Here is a 693-nt window from a genome sequence, read left to right on the forward strand (position 1 = left end):
CACAATAAAATCGGGAATGCTCACCTCAAATGGGCATTCAGCGAAGCAGCTGTATTGTTTCTGCGCCAGAATCCACCAGCGAAACAGATGCATGAAAAAATGGTACAGAAATATGGCCGGGCAAAATCATTATCGATTATCGCTCAGAAACTCGGTCGAACCGTGTACTACATGTTAAAACGAAAGGAGCCATTTCAGCCTGAATTGTTTTTCGGAAGCCGTATGCCAGAGCATGTCGCCTAACTGGAACAACATCGCGACGAGCAGCATTACGAAGCAGATTAATCTGCAGCACTGACTGCCATTACTGCTCCCTGCTCAATAGATCGCTGATTCCTTCGCGGTTGATTCGACTGGTATACGGGCTTCCTTTTACAAACACAGATCATGCAGGAAGTATTCCGTGGTCTGTCCCGATCTGACCTGCACACCTAACTGAGGCAGCTTTGCTGACCTCTTGCCAATTGCATCAGGCGGAAACCGGGTACAGAATTGATTCTACGACACGTTAGCGAACGTGAACGTCGATATGTGTTTGGTGCAGACCATTGTTCTGCACTTCCAATCTGAGAATTTCCAATCAGATTGCGTACTATCTCCGGCATGATCTGTCAGCATAAGACTCAGGAATCGAACTAAATCGAGGCCGGGCTCACTTTATGTCTTGACGGCAGGAGGCCTTATATGTGTTAG

1 pseudogene is annotated in these 693 nt (G+C 47.2%); it reads left to right on the plus strand.

The features are described 5' to 3' along the window. Positions 1 to 243: pseudogene (locus tag ACYQ2L_RS17180) on the plus strand (IS110 family transposase); the annotation flags it as partial. Positions 244 to 693: the final 450 nt, after the last annotated feature.

It is taken from the genome of Spirochaeta dissipatitropha, assembly GCF_054657935.1.